15 protein-coding genes are annotated in these 16,904 nt (G+C 70.9%); 8 read left to right on the top strand and 7 right to left on the bottom strand.

What is annotated here, in order from left to right:
* The first annotated feature begins 239 nt into the window (after nucleotides 1-239).
* Complete coding sequence (truA, locus tag ACQUQF_RS05655; protein WP_435176629.1) at nucleotides 240-1,031, top strand: tRNA pseudouridine(38-40) synthase TruA; 792 nt, start codon at nucleotides 240-242, stop codon at nucleotides 1,029-1,031.
* A 53-nt stretch (nucleotides 1,032-1,084) separates the two neighbouring features.
* On the top strand, nucleotides 1,085-1,258 hold the full coding sequence (locus ACQUQF_RS05650) for a hypothetical protein (RefSeq protein ID WP_435176627.1): 174 nt from the start codon (nucleotides 1,085-1,087) through the stop codon (nucleotides 1,256-1,258).
* A gap of 30 nt (nucleotides 1,259-1,288) precedes the next feature.
* Here the strand turns inward: ACQUQF_RS05650 and ACQUQF_RS05645 are convergent, their stop codons facing one another.
* Nucleotides 1,289-2,605, bottom strand: coding sequence for a M28 family peptidase (locus tag ACQUQF_RS05645; RefSeq protein WP_435176625.1), 1,317 nt, complete (start codon nucleotides 2,603-2,605; stop codon nucleotides 1,289-1,291).
* A 158-nt stretch (nucleotides 2,606-2,763) separates the two neighbouring features.
* On the opposite strand from ACQUQF_RS05645, the gene pepF reads away from it, so the two are divergent.
* The 4 genes from pepF to ACQUQF_RS05625 all read left to right on the top strand — a co-directional run bounded on the left by pepF (nucleotide 2,764) and on the right by ACQUQF_RS05625 (nucleotide 9,491).
* On the top strand, nucleotides 2,764-4,557 hold the full coding sequence (gene pepF, locus ACQUQF_RS05640) for an oligoendopeptidase F (protein ID WP_435176623.1): 1,794 nt from the start codon (nucleotides 2,764-2,766) through the stop codon (nucleotides 4,555-4,557).
* A 173-nt stretch (nucleotides 4,558-4,730) separates the two neighbouring features.
* On the top strand, nucleotides 4,731-6,416 hold the full coding sequence (locus ACQUQF_RS05635) for a methyl-accepting chemotaxis protein (RefSeq protein WP_435176621.1): 1,686 nt from the start codon (nucleotides 4,731-4,733) through the stop codon (nucleotides 6,414-6,416).
* A 146-nt stretch (nucleotides 6,417-6,562) separates the two neighbouring features.
* A complete protein-coding gene (gene pan2 / locus ACQUQF_RS05630) occupies nucleotides 6,563-7,801 on the top strand; it encodes a proteasome-activating nucleotidase Pan2 (protein WP_435176619.1) in 1,239 nt (412 codons plus the stop codon).
* A 247-nt stretch (nucleotides 7,802-8,048) separates the two neighbouring features.
* Complete coding sequence (locus ACQUQF_RS05625; RefSeq protein ID WP_435176617.1) at nucleotides 8,049-9,491, top strand: MATE family efflux transporter; 1,443 nt, start codon at nucleotides 8,049-8,051, stop codon at nucleotides 9,489-9,491.
* Between the two features lie 53 nt (nucleotides 9,492-9,544).
* Here ACQUQF_RS05625 and ACQUQF_RS05620 read toward each other — a convergent pair whose 3' ends face one another.
* From ACQUQF_RS05620 to ACQUQF_RS05610, 3 genes are all read right to left on the bottom strand, one after another.
* Nucleotides 9,545-10,252 (bottom strand): DUF2270 domain-containing protein, encoded by a 708-nt coding sequence (locus ACQUQF_RS05620; protein WP_435176615.1) that lies wholly within the window; start codon nucleotides 10,250-10,252, stop codon nucleotides 9,545-9,547.
* Nucleotides 10,253-10,455: 203 nt separating this feature from the next.
* Nucleotides 10,456-12,279, bottom strand: a complete 1,824-nt coding sequence (locus ACQUQF_RS05615) for a carbon starvation CstA family protein (RefSeq protein WP_435176613.1) — start codon at nucleotides 12,277-12,279, stop codon at nucleotides 10,456-10,458.
* 147 nt (nucleotides 12,280-12,426) lie between these two features.
* Entirely contained in the window at nucleotides 12,427-13,758 is a 1,332-nt protein-coding gene (locus ACQUQF_RS05610; protein WP_435176611.1) for a tRNA pseudouridine(54/55) synthase Pus10, read from the bottom strand.
* A 241-nt stretch (nucleotides 13,759-13,999) separates the two neighbouring features.
* Between ACQUQF_RS05610 and ACQUQF_RS05605 the strand changes: the two genes are divergently transcribed.
* Together ACQUQF_RS05605 and ACQUQF_RS05600 are read left to right on the top strand one after the other, a co-directional pair.
* Nucleotides 14,000-14,482 carry a HalOD1 output domain-containing protein gene (locus ACQUQF_RS05605; RefSeq protein ID WP_435176609.1) on the top strand — a complete coding sequence of 161 codons (483 nt, stop codon included), beginning with the start codon at nucleotides 14,000-14,002 and terminating at the stop codon, nucleotides 14,480-14,482.
* A gap of 216 nt (nucleotides 14,483-14,698) precedes the next feature.
* The gene (locus ACQUQF_RS05600) at nucleotides 14,699-15,088 is read left to right on the top strand and encodes a DUF7383 domain-containing protein (protein ID WP_435176607.1); all 390 of its coding nucleotides are present in this window, start codon (nucleotides 14,699-14,701) and stop codon (nucleotides 15,086-15,088) included.
* Nucleotides 15,089-15,116: 28 nt separating this feature from the next.
* Here the strand turns inward: ACQUQF_RS05600 and ACQUQF_RS05595 are convergent, their stop codons facing one another.
* The 3 genes from ACQUQF_RS05595 to ACQUQF_RS05585 form a co-directional block, all read right to left on the bottom strand.
* Nucleotides 15,117-15,842 (bottom strand): ERCC4 domain-containing protein, encoded by a 726-nt coding sequence (locus tag ACQUQF_RS05595; protein WP_435176605.1) that lies wholly within the window; start codon nucleotides 15,840-15,842, stop codon nucleotides 15,117-15,119.
* A 49-nt stretch (nucleotides 15,843-15,891) separates the two neighbouring features.
* Nucleotides 15,892-16,458: a DUF892 family protein gene (locus tag ACQUQF_RS05590; protein WP_435176603.1), complete on the bottom strand. Its 567-nt coding sequence runs from the start codon at nucleotides 16,456-16,458 to the stop codon at nucleotides 15,892-15,894.
* 79 nt (nucleotides 16,459-16,537) lie between these two features.
* The gene (locus ACQUQF_RS05585) at nucleotides 16,538-16,864 is read right to left on the bottom strand and encodes a DUF5789 family protein (protein ID WP_435176601.1); all 327 of its coding nucleotides are present in this window, start codon (nucleotides 16,862-16,864) and stop codon (nucleotides 16,538-16,540) included.
* Nucleotides 16,865-16,904 lie beyond the last annotated feature (40 nt).

Here is a 16,904-nt window from a genome sequence, read left to right as displayed (position 1 = left end):
GTGGCGAACAGGCGGCACCCGCACCGCTGCGCGCGAGGAGACGTGCCGCGCTCCCGCCGCCCTCCCCGCGGCGACGCTCAGGTCACGGTCGGGGTTGGCCGCGCCTTCGTACTTGAACCCTCGTACGGTGTTGACCCCTCGTACAGTGGGCAGCCGGAGGAGCGGTCCCGACCGGGAGGAGCCGACTCCCGGTCCGCAGTGCCGCCGATTTAACTGCCCCCGCCGCCGATTACCGGGTGATGCGGGCCTTCCGAGTCGCGTACGACGGCCGACCGTTCCACGGCTTCCAGCGCCAGCCCGACGTCCCGACCGTCGAGGGCGCTGTCTTCGACGCGCTCGCGGACCTCGGCGTCGCCGAGGGCACGCCGGCTGGCTACGCCGCGGCGGGCCGGACCGACGCCGGGGTCTCGGCGGCGGCCCAGACCGTCGCCTTCGAGTGCCCCGACTGGTTGACGCCGGCCGCGCTGAACAGCGAACTCCCCGCCAGCGTCCGGGCGTGGGCGAGCGCGGAGGCCGCCGAGGACTTCCACGCGACCCACGACGCCGCGTACCGGGAGTACGTCTACCACTGCTACGCGCCCGACGCCGACCTCGACAGGGCGGCCGAGGCCCTCTCGGAACTCCGGGGCGAGCACGACTTCCACAATCTCACGCCCGACGACGAGAACACGGTGCGAGACCTGCGCGCGGAGGTGCGGCGCGAGGAGGGGTACCTGGTGTACACGCTCCGGGCCGGCGGGTTCGTCCGCGAGCTGGTCCGGCGGGTCGTGTCGCTGGTCCGGGCGGTCGCGACCGGCGACGCGCCGCCGGGGAAGGTCGAGACGGTGCTGGGTCCCGACCCCGTCGAGGGGCCGGAGGGCGTCGCGCCCGCGCCGGCGTACCCCCTCCTGCTGGCCGACGTGGGCTATCCGGAACTGGAGTTCGAGCCCGACCCGGACGCCGCGGCGAGCGCCCGCGAGGCGTTCGGAGCGCTGGGCGCGGAGCGAGCGACGGCGGCGCGCGTGGCCCGCGGGATCGCAGACCGGCTGTAGGGCCGAACCGGTTCGCCGCCAGACCTACTGCCGTCGGCGCGGAACCCCCGGCGATGGTCGACTGCGAGATGGACGCCGACTGCGACCGGCCCGCCACGCGCCGGCTCGTCGTCGAGTACCCCCGCGGACGGACCTGCGAGGAGTACTACTGCGACGACCACGCCCGGACCGTCCGGGAGGAGTTCGACCTCGACGAGGTGGCGGTTCTGGAGACCGAACCCCTCTGAGGGGGCGCCGTCGCACGACGCACCCCCGGGTCAGTCCCAACCCTCGGGCCAGATGCCCGCGGCCCTCATCCCCTCCTCGTAGTCGCCGGCCCGGAGGTTCCCGGCGACCGACGACGCGCTCGGCCGCGGAACGTCTCCGGTCCGGGCCAGCTCCCGGACCAGCAGCGCGGTCAGCATGGCGTGCTCCCGCAGGTTGCGGTCGTCGACCTTGTCGCGGGTGTCGGCGTGGGTGTGGGTCCACCCGCGGCCGCGCTCGCCGCTCTCGCTGTGGAGCTGGAGCGCCGGGACCCCGCGCTTCAGGAACGGCCAGTGGTCGCTGAACGGGTGGACCTGCTCGCGGACCGCGACCGGCCGGTTGGCCTCGTCGGCGACCGACTCCACGAGCTCCTCCATCGCCTCGGAGCCGTGGGTGTGGGCCCGCAGGTCGCGGAACCGGCCCGCGCCGTCGACGTTGACGACCGCCCGGACCGAGTCGAGGTCGAGCCGCTCGGCCAGCGCGTCGGCGCCGAGCAGCCCGACCTCCTCGCAGCCGACCCCGGCGACCCGGACCCTGGTGTCGGGGTCCAGTTCCGCGAGCAGGCGGGCCGCCGCCACCACCACGGTGATGCCGCAGCCGTTGTCGAGCGCGCCCTCCGCGATGTCGTGGGCGTCGTGGTGCCCGACGACCAGGATCTCCTCGTCGGTGTCCGGCCCGAGCTGCGCGTGGGTGTTGTGGCTCGTGCCGGGCTCGGTCCGGGCGTCGACCCGGAGGACGGCGGTCGCGCCCCGGTCGGCGTAGTCGGTCAGCCAGTCGCCGGTCTCCTTGCTCACGCCGACGCCCGGAATCGCGGCCTCGCTGTCGAACCGGAGCGACCCGGTGGGCGGCAGCTGGCCGGGCTTGTGGTTCCGGAAGACGAACCCCGCCGCGCCCGCCGCCGCGGCGTGGCCGAACTTCTCCATCCGGTGGACGAACCGCGACCCCGGCGGCGTGGTGGTCGAGGCGACCACGATCCTGCCATCGACGTCGACCGCGTCGAGCTCGTCGGGGGTGCCGTGGCCCGCGTCGACGAGCTCGCCCCGGACCTCGCCGGCCGGCGAGTACGGCAGCGCGACGGTCTCGAACGACCGTTCGACCGGGTCGGTGACCGCGAGCTCGGCGTCGCCCCGCGACCACCTGTTCATCTCGAACGCCTCGATCTCCACCTCGCGTGCGCCCGCGCGCTCGAACCCCTCGGCGACGAGGTCGGCGGCCCGGCGCTCGCCGGGCGACCCGGCCATCCGGCTGTCGATCTCGGTCAGCCTGGTGATGAACTCCCAGGGGTAGTCGTCGGTCCACGCCGCGCCCAGCACGCGGTCGAGTCGGCTCATACGTCCCGATGTGGCGAGCGCGCCAAAAAGGTACGCGGCCGGTGGGCCGCAGGGCGGCACGCGAGTCGACCGCACGGTCGGACCGTCCCGGATCGGGGTCCCGGAACCCCGTTTCCGAATGACAAAGGCTTACGGTGAGTCTTTCCTTACGGGGGTGTATGAGTTCGGTTCCCGAACGGTCCGAGATCGACGCCGAGTACAAGTGGGACCTCGAGAGCATCTACGCCACCGACGACGAGTGGGAGGCGGCCTACGAGGAGGTCGAGGGCCGGCTCGCGGACCTCGAGGCCTACGAGGGCCGGGCCACCGAGGACGGCGAGACCCTGCTCGAGGTGCTCGAACTCCGCGACGAGATCCTCCGCCAGGTCCAGCAGGTCGTCGTCTACGCCCGGATGCGCCGGGACGAGAACACCGCCGACCAGCACTACCAGGCGCTGTCCTCCCGGGGGATGTCGCTGGCCTCGCAAGCCGACAGCGCGAGCAGCTTCGTCGAGCCCGAAATCCAGGACCTCGACCGCGACGAGCTCGACCGGATGATCGAGGAGACCGACGGGCTCGAGACCTACGACCACTACCTCCACGACGTGCTCCGGCTGGCCGACCACACCCGGTCGGCCGAGGTCGAGAACGTGCTGGCCGAGCTCGGCGAGGTCACCGCCGCGTCGGGCGACATCTACAACATGCTGATGAACTCCGACATGGAGTTCCCGACCGTCGAGAAGCCCGACGGCGACGCGGTCGAGATCACCCAGAGCAACTTCACCAACCTGCTGAAGAACCCCGACCGGGAGTTCCGCCGGGAGGTCTACGAGGGCTTCTTCGACGAGCTGGGCGAGTTCCACAACACCATCGGCACCGCCTACCAGCAGACCGTCAAGAAGGACGTCCGGCTCGCCCGGATCCACGACTACGACACCGCCCGCGAGGCCGCGCTCGACGGCCCCAACGTCCCGGTCGAGGTGTACGATAACCTGGTCGACACGGTCCGGGACAACCTCGACAAGCTCCACCGCCACGCCGAGCTCAAGCGCAAGAGCCTCGGCGTCGACGAGCTCCGGATGTGGGACCTCTACATGCCCATGACGGAGAGCGAGACGCCCGACGTCGAGTACGAGCGGGCCCGCGAGTACGTCGTCGAGGCGCTGGGCGCGCTCGGCGAGGACTACCAGGACCGCGTGCGCGAGGGGCTCGACTCCCGGTGGGTCGACGTCTACGAGACCGAGAACAAGCGCTCGGGCGCCTACAGCAGCGGGACCTACGACACCCAGCCGTTCATCCTGATGAACTACCAGGACGACATCTCCTCGATGTTCACGCTGGCCCACGAGCTGGGCCACTCGCTGCACTCCCAGCTCACCAGCGAGACCCAGCCGTACGTCTACAGCGACTACGAGATCTTCGTGGCCGAGGTCGCCAGCACCGTCAACGAGGCGCTTTTGACCCGCCACCTGCTCGACACCGTCGACGACCCCGAGTTCCGCCGCCACGTCCTCAACGAGTACCTCGAGCGGTTCCGCTCGACGCTCTACCGCCAGACCCTGTTCGCTGACTTCGAGCACCGGACCCACGAACTGGTCGAGCGCGGCGAGGCGCTGACCCCCGAGGCCGCCGACGAGATCTACGGCGAGCTCAAGGCGGAGTTCTACGAGCCCGCGGTCGTCGACGACCGCATCGCCCGCGAGTGGTCGCGCATCCCCCACTTCTTCAACTACACCTACTACGTCTACCAGTACAGCACCGGCATCAGCGCAGCCGTCGCCATCGCCGACGAGATCCTGACCTCGGACGGCGACGCCGCCGAGGACTACCTCGAGTTCCTCCGGAGCGGGTCGACCGAGTACCCGCTGGAGCTCCTGCGGACCGCGGGCGTCGACATGTCCTCGCCCGAGCCCATCCAGCGCGCGCTCGATGTGTACGACGACCACCTCGACGAGATGGACGCGCTCATCTGAGCGCTGCGCTCGCTCGTCGCCCTTCCCTCGTCTTCGTCGTCGCTCTCCCGTCTCCGTCCCCGCTCTTCCGTCTCCGTCCCCGCTCTCCCGTCTCCGCCTCGACCCGCCGACCTGTTTTCACTCGATGATAACGCGCGTCTCCATTTAAATAAGCCGAACGTGTACGCCGGGCCATGGAAGGACCCCTCGCCCGGTACGAGGACGCGCTGTGGTGGTCGATGGACCGCCTGGGCGTGAGCGAGTCGGTCGAACGCAAGGTACTGGCCGCGGTCGGCATCCAGTTCGGCATCTCCGCCGCCCAGGCGGTCCTGCCGTTCCACGTCTCCGGGGCCGCCCGGACTGCGCTGACGGTCGGCCTGCTGGCCGCGGCCGCGGTCGCGTTCGCCAACACCGTGCTGGTGGTCCGCCGGGACATCACCGACCCCATCGGGGCGCTCGAGGGGGCGGCCGACGCCATCGCTGGCGGGGACCTCGACGCTCCGGTGCCCGAGGCCGAGCGCGACGACGAGGTCGGGAGTCTGGTGGCCTCGTTCGCCGACATGCGGGCGTACCTCGGCGTCGTGGCCGAGCAGGCCGCCGCGCTCTCGCGACAGGAGTTCGACGACCCGGCGCTCGACGAGGACGTGCCCGGCGAGTTCGGCGCGTCCCTCGACCGGATGGCCGAGAGCCTCGAGACGTACACCGCCGACCTCGAAGCGACGACCGACGAGCTCGAGCGCCGGTCCGCGGACCTGCGCCGCCTCGTCGAGTCGTTCGGAGACGCGTCCGAGCGTGCGCAGGCCGGCGATCTGACCGCGACCATCGACCCGGACGTCGCCGAAGAGGGTCTCCACGAGCGGGTCGTCCGCAACTACAACGGGCTGCTGTCGACGCTCGCGGACGCAGTGGGCGAACTCGCCGACTTCGCCGACGAGGTGGCGACGGCGAGCCGGCGGGCCGACGCCGACCTCAGGGAGGTCAGCGGCGCCAGCGACGAAGTGGCCGGCGCGGTCGCCGAGATCTCCGAGGGCGCGGCCCGCCAGACCGAGCAGCTCAACGACGCGGTCGCCGAGATGAACACCCTGTCGGCGACCGTCGAGGAGATCGCGGCGTCGGCCGACGAGGTGGCCGAAACAGCGGGTACCGCGGCCGACCGCGCGCAGTCGGGCCGGAATGCCGCCCGCGAGGCCGCGACCGAGCTCGACCGGGTGGAGGCCGGCATCGACCGGACCGCCGACGCGGTCGCGGAGCTGGTCGAGGACATCGCCGAGATCGACGAGGTGGTCTCGTTCATCGACGAGGTGGCCTCCGAGACCAACCTACTCGCGCTCAACGCCTCCATCGAGGCCGCCCGCGCAGACGAGGCGGGCGACGGGTTCGCGGTGGTCGCCGACGAGGTCAAGAGCCTCGCCGAGGAGACCGGCGACGCGGCCGACGAGATCACCGACCGCATCGAGCGCATCCGGACCGACTCCGAGAAGACGCTGGCCGACGTGCGCGAGACCCGCGAGCAGGTCTCCCGTAGCGTCGAGACGGTCGAGGACGCGCTGGGCGACTTCGAGGACATCGCCGACGTTGTTGGTGAGGTCGACGTCAGCGTCCGGGAGATCAGCGACGCGACCGACCAGCAGGCGGAGTCGGCCGAGGACGTGGTGTCGATGGTTGAGGAGGTCGCCGCTATCGGCGAGGAGACCGCCGCGGAGTCCCGGACCGCGGCCGCGGCGACCGACCAGCAGGCGACGTCGCTGTCGGGGGTCAGCGAGCAGTTGGCCTCGCTGTCTTCGAAGGCCGACGAGCTTGACGCGCTCCTCGGCGAGTTCCGGCTCCCCGACGCGTCGGCAACCGCTGGCCCGGTCGACCGGTCGGCCAGCGCTGATTGAACGGCCGCTTCCAATCGGCCGACGCCGATTCGCGGCGTCCCGATCGACCGCGACGAGATCCGCCCGCGGCGCAAGGCTTTTTTGCCGAGAAACCTCCGAGACCCAAAGGCACTTTTAAGCTGGTAGCCTTAGTGCTGGTAACACCGATGTCGCGTAGCCCATCTCTCCCCGACCAACCCACACTCGAACTCGACCCCGAAATGTCAGACCGGGAGCGGCTCGCGGCGCTCCGGGAGCACTTCGCCGAGATCGTCGAGGTCAACGCCACGCTGGAGGAGCGCCTCGAGGACGCGCGCGACCGGCGCGAGGACCTGCGCGAGGAGGTCGACCGGCTCGAGCGCGAGAACGAGACCCTCAAGACCACCTCGCTGTACGTCGCCACCGCCGAGGAGCTGACCGACGACGGCATCATCATCAAGCAGCACGGCAACAACCAGGAGGTGCTGACCGAGGTCTCGCCCACCCTCCGCGACGAGATCGAGTCGGGCGACCGGGTGGCGGTCAACGACTCGTTCACGGTCCAGACCGTCCTCGAGGCCGAGAAGGACGCCCGCGCCCAGGCGATGGAGGTCGACGAGTCGCCCGACGTCACCTACGACGACATCGGCGGGCTGGCGGAGCAGCTCCGCGAGGTGCGCGAGGCGGTCGAACAGCCCCTCGAGAACCCCGAGCAGTTCGAGACCGTCGGCATCGAACCGCCGAGCGGCGTCCTCCTCCACGGCCCGCCGGGGACCGGCAAGACGATGCTGGCGAAGGCGGTCGCGAACCAGACCGACGCCACCTTCATCAAGATGGCCGGTTCCGAGCTCGTCCAGAAGTTCATCGGCGAGGGCGCGAAGCTCGTCCGCGACCTGTTCGAGCTGGCCAGCGAGCGCGAGCCCGCAATCGTCTTCATCGACGAGATCGACGCGGTGGCCTCCAAGCGGACCGACTCGAAGACCTCGGGCGACGCCGAGGTCCAGCGCACCATGATGCAGCTCCTCTCGGAGATGGACGGCTTCGAGGACCGCGGGGAGATCCGCATCATGGCCGCGACCAACCGGTTCGACATGCTCGACCGCGCCATCCTCCGGCCCGGCCGGTTCGACCGCCTCATCGAGGTGCCCAACCCCGACGAGGAGGCCCGGCGCAAGATCCTCGACATCCACACCCGCGACATGCAGATCGCCGACGACGTGGACTTCGGGACGCTCGCGAAGGAGACCGACGGCAAGAGCGGCGCCGACATCGAGAGCCTCACCACCGAGGCCGGCATGTTCGCCATCCGCGAGGGCCGGACCGAGGTCCGGCAGGACGACTTCGAGAACGCTCTGGAGAAGCTCGACGCCGAGGACGACGAGACCGCCATCGTCACCGAGGGCGGTCTCCCGAGCTACGCCTACTGACGCGGCCGCGCGACGCTCTCGCTTCTTTCTTCGTTTCTTGGACGCACGCGGCGGTACTCCCGATCGCGAGCGCCCGGTGACGCGTTCACCGAGGACGCACCCGGTGAAGCTCTCCTCCGGGCGGGGCTTTCGGAAAGGAAGTCGCTCTGCAGTCCGACTCCGTCGCCGCCGTTCACGAGTCTTCTGACCCTCCCCGCCGAGACGTATAGAAAATTCTTTAGTTTCGATTCGAAATAGCTCTACCAACGTGGTACGCTTCCCGAATCCGGTCCGGCTGCTCATCCTCGGCGTCGGGCGGGCGCTCGCCCGCGCCGGCCTGATCTCGCCCGAGCGGGCCCGCCGGACGACAGAGCTCGCGTGGCCCCGGATCGTGACGGGTCTCGCGCGCATGTCGAAGAACGCCGTCGACGTGGCGATGGTCGGGCTGGCGGTCGGCCCGGTCGCCATCGCGGGCATCGGCTTCGCCAGCCCCTACTGGGGCGTGGCGTTCTCGCTGGGCGGTGGCATCGCCGGCGGGACCATCGCGCTGGTCTCCCAGCGGTTCGGCGCCGACGCCCGCGAGCAACTGGGGCTGGCGGTCCGGGCCAGCGCGGCGCTTGTCGTCGCGGTCTCGCTGCCGGTCACGGCGGCGTTCTGGCTGTTCCCCGCAGACCTGATCTCGGTGATGACCGACGACGCCCGCGCGATCGAGCTCGGCGCGGCGTACCTCCGGATTCTCGCGTTCGGCGTCCCCTTCGCCGGCCTCAACCTCGTCGGGAGCCGCATCTACATCGGCGCCGACGACTCCTGGACCCCGATGCTGGTGCGGGGCGGCGGCGCGGTCGCCAACATCGCGCTCAGCGGGGTCCTCATCTTCGGGCTCGGCATGGGCGTCACCGGGGCCGCGCTCGGGACCGTGCTGTCGAACGCGCTCGCGACCGCCGCCTTCGCGGTCGGGCTGGTCGCGGGTCGGCTCCCGGGCGTCGGCGACCTCCCCGTGCGGATCGATCCGGTCGGGTCCTACCTCCACCGCGAGACGGTCGTCGACCTGGTCCGCATCGGCCTCCCGGTCGTCGGGCGCAACGGCGTCTGGACCGTCGCGAAGTTCCCGATGCTGGCCATCGTGGGGCTGTTCGGCCCGAGCGTGGTGGCGGCCTACGTCATCGCCCGGCGCATCTGGGGGCTGATGAACACGCCCGGCTGGGGGTTCGGGCTGGCCTCCAGCAGCTTGGTCGGCCAGGAGCTGGGCGCCGGCGACGAGCTCGCGGCCGAGGCGTACGCCCGGGACATCGTGGTGTTCTCGGTCGCGACCTACGTGGTCGCGGCGGCGCTGGTCGCCGGCTTCGCCGAGCCCATCGTCGGGCTGTTCGTCGGCGAGTCGGGCGAGGCCACGGTGCCGGTCGCGGTGGCGCTGGTGTACGCGGCCTGCGTGGCGGTGGTCGCCGGCGGCGTCAAGGCCGCGACCGCCGGCCCGCTCGACGCCAGCGGCGACACCCGCTGGCCGTTCTACAGCCAGCTGATCGGCATGTTCGGCGTGGCCATCCCGGTCGCGTACCTCGGCGCGGTGACGTCGCTGGGGATGGTGGGGCTGTACCTCTCGTTCGTCGCCGAGACGGCCGTGCCGGCGGCGATCAACTACCACCGGTTCTCGACCGGCAAGTGGAAGGCCATCAGCCGGGAGTTCCGGCCCGGCGCGCCCGCCGACGACTGATCCGGACCGCGTTCCCCGGGCGCCACGCGGACTCGACGCGCCGCCACGCCGCCTCACTCCCGCCAGGGGTCGGTGCTCTCGCGCTCGTGGAACTCGCCGCTGTCCCGCTGGACGAACCCGTAGACCGCGACGACGGTCGCCGCCAGGTAGAACGCCGCGACCGCGCTCACGACGACCGTGCCGGGGATCGTGAGGATGCTCGCGGTGGTCCGCCACGTCTCCTTGGGCTGGAACGCCGTGATCCGGGCGACCCACGCCGCCAGCAGCACGAGCAACAGCGGGTAGTAGATGCGCCGGAGTCGGCGCGCGAACGCCGTGAGCGCCGACATCTTCACCGCGGGGTCCCGGAGGTCCTCGCTGATGCGGCGCCGCCAGTCCGGGTGCGAGACGTCCGAGTCGGGGTCGAACAGCTCCGCGAACAGGTCCTGCTCGACCAGCCGGATGCGCTCGCGCCACACGTCGTAGGCCCGGTAGCGCCGGGTCTCGAACGCGAGGAACACGACCATCGCGCCCATGCCGATAAGCAGGAGGTAGTGGGGGTTGTTCGCGCTCGAGAACACCCACGTCAGCAGCGCGGCGATGATGGTGACCGCCCAGTAGGAGGTCTGGTCGAGCCGGCTCCGCCACGCCGTGACGCGGTCCATCTGTCCCCGGTAGAAGTGTCCGAGCAGGCCGATGGCGTCCGACGGGTCCTCCGCCAGCTCCCCGCCGATGTCCGCGTCCGGGTTCTCGTCGCCGGCTGCGTCGCTCGCCCCCGTCATGCGTGGCGGTTCGACGCCGACACCTAAAAGACGCGTGGCGACTCTCCCGGCAGTGGTTCGGTACGGCTTGCGGTACCCGCGCTCGCAACGGTTCGGTGTTTGTCGGTCGGCCGGTACGGTCGGTCCGTCGGCCGAGCGCTACCTGTGGGTGGTCGTCCAAGCGAGCGGAGACGGCCCGAGAACTGGACCGCTCCGAGCCGGAGTCAGTCGTCGCCCGGTTGCTCGACGGTCCCGCCGGCCGCGCTCCGGTCGCCGCGGGCCGACCGGATGTTCCGGTAGCCCAGCAGGGTCAGCGAGAGGCCGAGTCCGACCAGGACGAACGCGACGACGATCTGGATGCCGACCGACACCACCTCGACGGTCGACGCCTGCGCCATCCACGCGGCGTCGAGCAGCTTGCCGAGCAGGTTCTGGACCACCGCGAGGTACAGGAGCGCGACGACGGTGATGCCGACCATCAGCGCCATCGGGACGCCCGTGCTGAGCAGCTGCTTGTTGTCGTCCCAGTTGGCCAGCCACACCGTCGCGGTCAGCAGCGCCAGCGCGGCCAGCAGCTGGTTCGCGCCGCCGAACAGCGGCCAGAGGCTGCTCCACGACCCGCTGGCGACCAGCACGTAGGCCAGCAGACACTGGACCCCGGCGTTGACGTAGCGGTTGCTCGCGGTCCGCTGGGCGCCCGTGTCGGGCACGCCGACGATCTCCTCGAACATGTACCGGCCGAGCCGGACCGCGGTGTCGGTGCTCGTCAGCAGGAAGCTCACGAGCACCAGCGCCATGAACGGCGCGCCGAACGAGGCCGGAACGCCGAGGCTCGTCAGGAAGACGGCGCCGCCCTTGGCGAAGTTCGGCAGGGCGAGGCCGATGCCGCCGCCCTCGGAGTAGCCGACCACGGCGAGGCTCGCCAGCGCGACGGTCGCCAGCAGGCCCTCGCCGAGCATGCTGCCGTAGCCGACGGCCCGGGCGTCGGTCTCCCGGTTGAGCTGCTTGGCGGTGGTGCCCGACGAGACCAGCGAGTGGAAGCCCGAGATGGTCCCGCACGCGATGGTCACGAACAGCAGCGGGAACAGCGGCATCGGCGTGTCGATGCCGCCAAAGAATCCGTTGAAGGCGGGGAGGTTCACGACCAGCGGCTCGGAGGCGGTCCCGAGCAGCGACCCGACGACGACGCCGATCACGGTCCCGCCGATGCCCGCGTACAGCAGGAACGACGACAGGTAGTCCCGGGGCTGGAGCAGCATCCACACCGGCATCACGCTGGCGACGAACGCGTACACGATGATGACGGGCACCCACGCCGCGACGTTCGGGTTCTGGGTCGCGGCCAGCGGGAGCCAGCCGCCGCCCTCGCCCAGCAGGACGATGGCGTCGGCCGCGAGGTCCGCGTGGTCGAACAGCGCGACGGGATACTGGATTCCCACCCAGACGCTGACGAACACGCCCGGCACGAACGCCAGCGTCCCCCCGAGGAACGAGCGGTCGAGCTGGTAGAGCCAGACGCCGAAGGTCAGCGCCAGCACGATGTACAGCGAACTCGCGGTCGCCGCGCTCGGGTAGGCGTCGAACACGATGGCGGTGACCAGCGCGAACACCGCCACCACGAGGACGATGGTCAGGAACGCGAACCACAGCAGCATGTTCTTGCCGCGCTCGCCGACGTACTCGCCCATGATGTACCCGATCGACTTGCCCTCGTGGCGCAGGCTGCTCGACAGCGAGACGAAGTCGTGGACGGCGCCCATCAGCGGATTGCCCACGGCGATCCACGCCAGCGCGGGCACCCAGCCCCAGACGATGCCGGCCGTGATGGGGCCGACGATGGGCGCGCCGCCCGCGATGCTCGAGTAGTGGTGCCCGAGCAGCACCGGTTTCTTCGCCGGGACGTACTCCTGACCGTCCTCGTACTTGTGCGCGGGTGTCTCCCGGTCGTCGTCGAGTTCCACGAACCGGGCCAGGTACCGTGAGTACCCGACGTACCCCGCGGTGAACAGCGCCAGCACCGCGACGACCAACCAGAGTATTGCGACCATAATCGACTGACGGGAGCGTGGTCCGACGGCGACTAAAGTACACCGTTTCTAATTGAGCTTCATGAATTAAATTGGTGTTATCGGCTACCAATCGGAGAAAGCTGCCGCTTCTATGCTAGGTTTGTTTACAGAAGTCCGCAAGAAGGCTTACTCTTTCAGGTACTCGGGGTCGGCGAACTCCTCGTCCTCGCCCTCCACGGCGACCACGTCGAGCGCGGTGACCTCCGCGCCGACGCCGAGCAGGCCCGCGAGGCTCGGGGTGGTCCGGCCGTCGTCGCCCGAGACCAGCTCCTTGACGTAGAGCCCGCCCTCGCCGTGGACCTCGAGTTCGGCCCGGCGCGGGTCCTCGAGGGTGGCCTCGGCGTCGTAGACGGTCCGGGTCCGGGTGAGGCTGGCCCGCCGGTGGTCGACGCGCCGGGGCGTGTCCTGCTCGACGGTCGTCCCGCGGAGCTCCTCGACGGCCTCGTTCAGTGCCTCCTCGGTCACGTCGGCGTCGAACGCGACGTCCATCCGGTAGGTCTTGCTGGCGTCCAGTTCCTTCACGCGCTCGACCATCTCGTGGGTCGCGGCCGCGAGGTCGGTGACCTCGACCTTCCCGTCTGCGAACTCGTTGATCTCGTCCTCCAGCGCCTCGACGTCGACGTTGCGCCTGCGGGGGCGCTTGACCTCGATGACGAAGGGCCGGCCCGTGCCCAGCATCAGGGCGTCGACGTCCTCGCGGCCCGCGCCGTGGAACAGCGCCTCGTCGCCGTCCATCGCCTCGAGCACCGGCGGGGTCGTCAGCTCCTCGACGCTCTCCTCGTAGAGGTAGCCCGACCCGCCGCAGTGGTCGCAGGCCTCCTCGCCGCCGCCCTCCGCGAGCTGCTTGCCCGAGCCGCCGCACTCCCGGCAGGGCCACTCGGTCTGGGGGATGTCCCGCTCGAGCTTGCGGTACCGGCCGTAGACGAACGCCGAGTTGATCTGGACCTCGACCGCGTGGTCGGAGATGTCGCCCTCCTCGTCGGCGCGGGGCGCGGCCTCGACGTTGAGCAGCGCCAGCACGTCCGGGCGGTCGAAGTCGACCTCGGCGTCGGTCAGCCGGCCGACCCGCTTGCCGACCTCGCGGTTGAACTCCGACTTGAACGACTCGCCCGCGTCCTCGGGCAGGTCGGCCGACTCGCGGAGCAGCGCCTCGTTCTCCTCGACGAGCGGCGGCGCGCGGGTCCCGACCTGGTAGGTGTCGAACTCCCAGCCCTCCAGGGCCGCCGCGACCGTCTCGGCCCACTCGTCGAACCGCTGGCTCTCGCCCTCGCAGACCCAGCACTCCGCCTCCACGGGCTCGTAGGGCTCGTCGTCCTCGATGGCGGCCGCGACCCGGAGCGACCGGCCGCGCTCGTCGTTCGTCAGCCCGAAGCTCCGGTCGGCGAAGCACCGGCCCAGGCAGGCGTCGCACACCGGGCCGTTCTCGGCCACCCGGCGGGCGTCGTCGAGGATGGTCATGTAGGGACGGTGGCGGCCGGGCGGTTTACGGGTTTCTCATTCGGCCGGCAGGCCGCGTCCGACCGGTCCGCCGGGGGACTGCGCCAGTCCCGCGCAAGGCGCTCGTCGGTCGGTCGCGGTCGACCCCGAACCACCCGACGGTGAGCGGTTCCGCTTAAAGGAGCTTGTTATGTACGACCGGGGGGCGGCTCCGTTAGTCTATCAGGCTGAGCAGTAAAGAGAAGAACCGACCGACTACTGCGTGACTGAGAGCTCGTTCGGCCAGTCAAGGACGAGCAGGCGAAGTGGTCACGTCATGTCTGAATCCAGCACACCGTCTGACGAGAACGCTTGCACTGATATCACGACCGAGGAGGACTTTTGGAACGCTATCGAACGCGTGGTCCGGGAAGCCGATTCGAACGGTGTCGACGTCCGCGGCGACTGGCCCGTCACCGGGAACGGGGACGCGGGGGCCTGGGACGTCGAGATCGCGGAGGTCCCGCGACGCTCGACGGTCGAAGTCGAGGACACGGAGTTCCCCGCGACTGTTATCGTCGAGGCCGTGGCGGAGCGGGAGGGCAGCGACCGGGCCGACCTCCCGCCGGTGTACGACGCCGTCGGCCCGGATATCCTCGAAGTGCTCCACGAGTCAGACGGCGACGACGCCCACCGCGTCACGTTCGGATACTGCGGATACACGGTCACGGTCACGTCCGACGACGCCGTCATTCTCGACGGCTGAGCGACGACGCTTCCGGACGACAGACCGCACGGACACCGCGTGTAGACTCCGACCGACTGTAACGGCGAACTCCGACGCGTCCCGTGTCCCGGCATCGCCCCGCGGTAGCCGAACAGTTCGCGCCGGACCGGCCCGCGGGTCCGGACAGCGAGGCGTCTCCGCGCCGCGGTTGCGGTCACCCGTAGGAATTTGGGGCCGCCGCCCGTGGACCCGGGTATGGCCTACCGCGCCAACTACGCGCTGGTGAACGTGAGCGCCCACCTCGGACCGAACAGGGACGCGCTGGACGTCCCGTGGGCGGAGTACGTCGGCGACGCCACCCCCGAGTACGAGTTCTCGGTGCCGACCGACCGGGCCAGCGACCCGTACGTCGGCCTCCAGGCGTTCCGGGTCGACGAGTACGGCCACGAGCTCCGGCTCAACGGCGAGTCGCTCGGCGGGTTCGACGTGCCGCCGGCAGACGGCTGGCAGTACTGGGAGGACGCCGTCACCGACGTCGAACTCGCCGAGGGGACCAACACCCTCCGCGTCCACCGCGACGAGTCGGGCGACGACAGCTTCGCGGTGAACAACGTCACCGTCCACTGGCGCGAGCCCGTGGAGTAGGTCTCCGCAGTCGCCCCGGACTGCTCTCTCAGTCGTCGCGCTCGCCCCGCAGCGTCTCGCGTATCGCCGCGGCGCGCTTCTCGCCGACGCCCTCCACCTCGCGCAGGTCGTCTGGCGTCGCCGCCAGCACCGCCTCGACCGAGGGGAACTCCTCGTAGAGCGCGTCGGCGGTCGCGGGGCCGACCCCCTCGATGCAGCCGAACAGCCGCTTGGTCGCGGGGGTCGAGTACCCCGTCACGGTCCCGCCGGGCAGCGGCCGGGCCGAGGCCGCCTCGCCGTGCTTGCGCAGGAGCCGGGTGGCCACGTCGACCAGCCGCTCGCGGTCCGAGCACGGGATGACCGGCGTGTCGTGGCGGGCCGCGAACGACGCCATCGTGCCGTGGACCGCGGCGCTGTCCAGGCCGGGCCGGTCGGCGCCCACGTCGGCGAGGTCGCCCTCCAGCAGGATGTAGGCGTGATCGTACGCGTCGGCCATCTTCGCGACCTGCTCGCGGAGGTCGGTCCCGGACGTCCCGAGCGCGGAGCCGACGTAGTCGTCGACGGTCTTGCGCTCGATGCCGACCCGGGCGTCGACCCGGCGGGCGGGACGCTCCGCTCCGCCGGTCCCGTCGGCGGCGTCGGCCGCCCCGTCGAGGACGGCGAAGTCGGCCGCGGGGAGCCGCCGGACCTCGACCGCGGTCACGTCGGCGTGGGCCTCGACCGCCCGGCGGACGCCCGCGGGCTCCCTGTCGTCCACTGCGACCGTGAGCGTCATCGGCAGGAGAGAGGGCCCGGCGGCGTATCAGGCTCTCGGCTCGGGCCCGTCAGTCCATCGGGGTCTGCTCGGCCAGCCGGTCGTACAGCGACTCGATCTCGGAGCCCGAGTCGAGTTCGCGGGCCTCCCCGAGCGCCGCCTCGGCGGCGTCGCGGTTCTCCTCGACCGCCTCGACCGCCTCCGGGTTCACGTCGAGGTGGTCGGCGACGTCGACCGCGCTCTCGTAGCACTGGAGCGTCAGCTGCTCGGCCTTGATGAGCACGTCGAGGTAGAAGGGGTTCCGGAGCGCGTCGTCGAGGACGACGTTGTTGAACTGCTCGTTCTCCTCGAGCAGCGCGTCGACGGCCGGGACGGTCCGGTCCCGCGTCGTCACCGGGACGTCGAGCGCGTCGAAGGCGTCGTCGAGCCGCCGGGCGCGCTCGTCGGCCCGGTCGCCGTGGCGCTCGAACAGGTCGCCGGCTCGCTCGCGGAACGGGGCCCCCGGTCGGTCGTCGAGCGAGTCGATGCCGGACTGGCGCGCCAGCGTCTCGGTCGCGTCGGCCAGCTCGCTCTCGAGGCGGCGCGCGCCCTGGAGTTCGAACACGAACAGGTCGTACAGCGTCTCTACGTTCACCATGTCCCCACCGTTCTACCGGTCGCTGCGGTCGTCCGTAACGGTTCTGCCCGCGCGCCGGACCGCGGTGCGGCGAGTCGGCTCAGAACGACCGCCGCGGGTTGCGGTCCTCGCCGACCACCGGCGGGTCGCGGTCGCTGTAGCGGGGGCGCCCGACCGCGTCGCGCTGGACCCCGTTGAGCACGGCCAGCTGGAGGTCGTCGGTCGTGCCGTACTCCTCGTGGCCGGCGGTGTCGAGTATCTGCCGGAGGGGCTCGGAGCCGCCGCCGGGGTAGTCGACCGTGAGGTCGCCGAACTCCGCCTGCACCTCCTCGGTCGTGATCGGGAACGCGTCGGCGTCGAACAGTTCGTCGATCCGGTCCATCTCCAGCGAGCGCAGCCGGCCGGTCGTGTCGGGTGCTTTCTCCATCGGGTCGCCGACTAGGCGAGTGACGCGCAAATCACTTCGG

The organism is Halorussus sp. AFM4, from assembly GCF_051194995.1.
GTDB lineage: Archaea > Halobacteriota > Halobacteria > Halobacteriales > Haladaptataceae > Halorussus.
This window is presented reverse-complemented; position numbering and strand designations above follow the sequence as displayed.